Here is a 2,946-nt window from a genome sequence, read left to right as displayed (position 1 = left end):
CCCAGGGCCAGACCAGTTTAACCTTGTCTGGCGGCCATAGCGCAGTGGAACCACCCCTTCCCATCTCGAACAGGACCGTGAAACGCTGCAGCGCCTATGATAGTTGAGGGTCTCCCTCCGCGAAAGTCGGTCACCGCCAGACACCTATACCATACAACCCCGTACTCATTAACATCGAGTCGGGGTTGTTTTTTGTCGCGATTCTGCGTATCATGCGCAAAAAAGTGGGCCGAGTGCCCACTTTTTGTTTCTGTACTGGGGATGGTGAAATTGGAAGATCGACTGTATGAAGGAATTGCCCAGCAAGTGGGCGTTGTAGGTTGCGCCTTGGTAGATGCGCGTATGGTGCGCGTGGGGCGCGCGGTGACATTGCAGATCTTCATAGAGAAAGATGAAACAACGGCGGTTACCATCGAAGACTGCGCTGCGGTGAGTCGTCAGCTCAGTCTGTGGCTTGATGTGGAAAATCCAGTCAACGCTGCATATCGTCTGGAGGTGTCCAGCCCCGGACTGGACAGGCCGCTAAAAAATTTACATGATTTTGAACGATTTAAAGGATCTCAAGCCGAGATTCACCTGCAGGGCTTGACGCAAGGGCGGCGCCGTGTGCAGGGAGAGTTGCTGGGCGTTGAGGATCAAAAGGTGGTTTTAAAAAATGCTGAGGGGCGCTGGGCGTTTGCACTGGGTGAAATCCACAAGGCGAGGCTGGTTCCCCAATGGTGAGTAGACGGGACATGCAGAGAGGAGCAGGTCAATGAGTCGTGAACTTCTTTATCTGGCGGATGCCGTCGCCCATGAGAAGGATGTAGACCGGGAAGTGATTTTCCAGGCCTTGGAGGCGTCTTTGGTCTCCGCCTCCAAAAAGAAATATGGGCAGGACTGGCATATCGCGGTGGATGTGGATCGTAAAACCGGCGACTATGTAACCCGCCGTCTGTGGGAAGTCGTGGCGGATGAGAGCGCGGGTTTTGACGCAGATCAACAGATTCGCTTGAGCGATGCCCGACAGCTCCGTCCCGATGCCGAACCGGGTACTTATGTCGAAGAAGTGTTGCCTGCCGTTGAATTCGGACGGATCGCCGCACAAACGGCCAAGCAGGTGATTGTGCAAAAAGTGCGGGATGCCGAGCGCGATAGAATCGTCTCGGATTTTGCGTTACGCAAGGGTGATATCATCAGCGGCCTGGTCAAACGCCTGGAAAAAGGCAATGCCATCGTCGATATGGGGCGTGCCGAGGCCATTCTTCCCAAAGAAGAGATGATGCCGCGCGAAGCCATTCGTCCCGGCGATCGCGTGCGCGCGCATCTCCAGGATGTGCGCCGTGTGCAGCGGGGGCCACAGCTCTTTTTGTCGCGGACCAGTCCCGAGTTGCTGATCAAGTTGTTCGCCCAGGAAGTCCCGGAAATAGGGAACGGAATGATCGAAATCATGGGGGCTGCACGTGATCCGGGTTTGCGGGCGAAACTGGCCGTGCGCTCCAATGATCCGCGTGTCGACCCGGTGGGCGCCTGTGTCGGTCTGCGCGGCAACCGGGTGCAGACGGTCATCAATGAATTGAAAGGCGAGCGGATTGATATTGTGATCTGGGCGGCTGATCCGGCCAGCTATGTGATCAATGCGCTTTCGCCTGCGGAAGTATCCAGTATCGTGGTGGATGAAAACACGCACAGTATGGATGTGGTTGTTGGCCCGGAGCATTTATCGCAGGCCATCGGGCGGGGTGGTCAGAACGTCAGATTGGCCACGCAATTGACGGGTTGGACTATCAATATCCTGACCGAGGAAGAGGCCCAGGCCAAGCGCAACGAAGAAGAGTCGACCTTCCTCAATCACTTCATCCAGGAATTGGGGGTGGATGAGGACTTGGCGGGCTTGCTGGTCAGCGAAGGGTTTACCTCTATTGAAGAGGTGGCCTATGTTCCGGTCGCCGAGATGATGGAGATTGAGGGATTGGACGAAAACCTCGTCGGTGAATTGCGGCGCCGTGCGCGCGATGTCCTGCTCAATAAGGCTATTGCCCAGGAAGAGCAGGTGGCACTCAGTGAGCCCGCAGAGGATTTGCTGTCCCTGAAAGGTATGGATAGGGGCTTGGCGCACTTGCTGGCCAGTAAAGGTGTTGTTACTTCCGAGGACTTGGCGGAACTGGCTACGAGCGAGCTATGCGAGATGGTCGGTGTGGATGCAGAGCGGGCCAAGGCTCTCATTCTGGAGGCGCGTGCGCCCTGGTTTGTTTGATACAGACCCTGTCCCCGCGACGTATGTCTGCTGGGTAGCGGTTTTGGAGAATGAGGATTATGACGGTAACTGTCGCCAATTTTGCTGCTGAATTGGGTGTAACGAATGCTCGGCTGTTAGAGCAGTTGAACGCTGCGGGCATTCCCAAGAATACGGCCGAGGATGTGGTCACTGAGGATGACAAACATCGTCTTCTCGCTTCGTTGCGCAGCGCGCACGGAGAGGGCGGTGGGGAGTTGCGCCGCATTACACTCAACCGCACCAGCACCACGGAAATAAAACAGTCTGTAGGCGCCGGAAAATCGCGTACGGTGCAGGTAGAGGTGCGCCGCAAGCGAACTTACGTCAAACGAGAAGCAGCGGTCGAAGAGGCCGTGGAATCCGCTGTCCTCGAGCAATCTCCGAGCGCTGATCAGGTGATCCCGGTTTTAATGGGGTCGGCATCGGAGTCTGCGGCAGCTACAGAAGCGGTTTCTACGGGAGAGTCAATGCAGGTGCAGGCACCTGCGGAAGTCGTGGTCGATCAGCAGGCGCAGCCGGCACCTGCGGCGGTGGTGATGGAACCTCTTGCGCAGCAGACCCCTTCGCACGCTGAAGCAAGGCTGGCACCTACAGCTTCGCACACTCCGGAACAGCCTAGTCCTGATCGTAGCCGAACATCGACAATCAATACGGGTCGCGCACGTCCCGCAGCAGCATTACCGGCCAGC

At 56.7% G+C, this 2,946-nt stretch carries 3 protein-coding genes and 1 rRNA gene; all 4 read left to right on the top strand.

Going from position 1 to position 2,946, the window contains the following annotated elements; genetic code table 11:
• The first annotated feature begins 26 nt into the window (after positions 1–26).
• Positions 27–142: ribosomal RNA gene (gene rrf, locus HF921_RS02940) — 5S ribosomal RNA — on the top strand.
• Positions 143–261: 119 nt separating this feature from the next.
• Positions 262–723 (top strand): ribosome maturation factor RimP, encoded by a 462-nt coding sequence (locus tag HF921_RS02935; protein WP_064219528.1) that lies wholly within the window; start codon positions 262–264, stop codon positions 721–723.
• Positions 724–754: 31 nt separating this feature from the next.
• Entirely contained in the window at positions 755–2,236 is a 1,482-nt protein-coding gene (nusA, locus tag HF921_RS02930; protein ID WP_064219529.1) for a transcription termination factor NusA, read from the top strand.
• Between the two features lie 59 nt (positions 2,237–2,295).
• Positions 2,296–2,946 (top strand): translation initiation factor IF-2 associated domain-containing protein (locus tag HF921_RS02925; RefSeq protein ID WP_215893272.1); only part of this gene is annotated, 651 nt, incomplete at its 3' end.

This window comes from Acidithiobacillus ferriphilus (assembly GCF_018854775.1).
Lineage (GTDB): Bacteria > Pseudomonadota > Gammaproteobacteria > Acidithiobacillales > Acidithiobacillaceae > Acidithiobacillus > Acidithiobacillus ferriphilus.
This window is presented reverse-complemented; position numbering and strand designations above follow the sequence as displayed.

Coding starts and splice junctions, on each gene's coding strand:
- nusA (WP_064219529.1), top strand. CDS start 755: ATGAGTCGTGAACTTCTTTATCTGGCGGATGCCGTCGCCCATGAGAAG.
- HF921_RS02935 (WP_064219528.1), top strand. CDS start 262: ATGGTGAAATTGGAAGATCGACTGTATGAAGGAATTGCCCAGCAAGTG.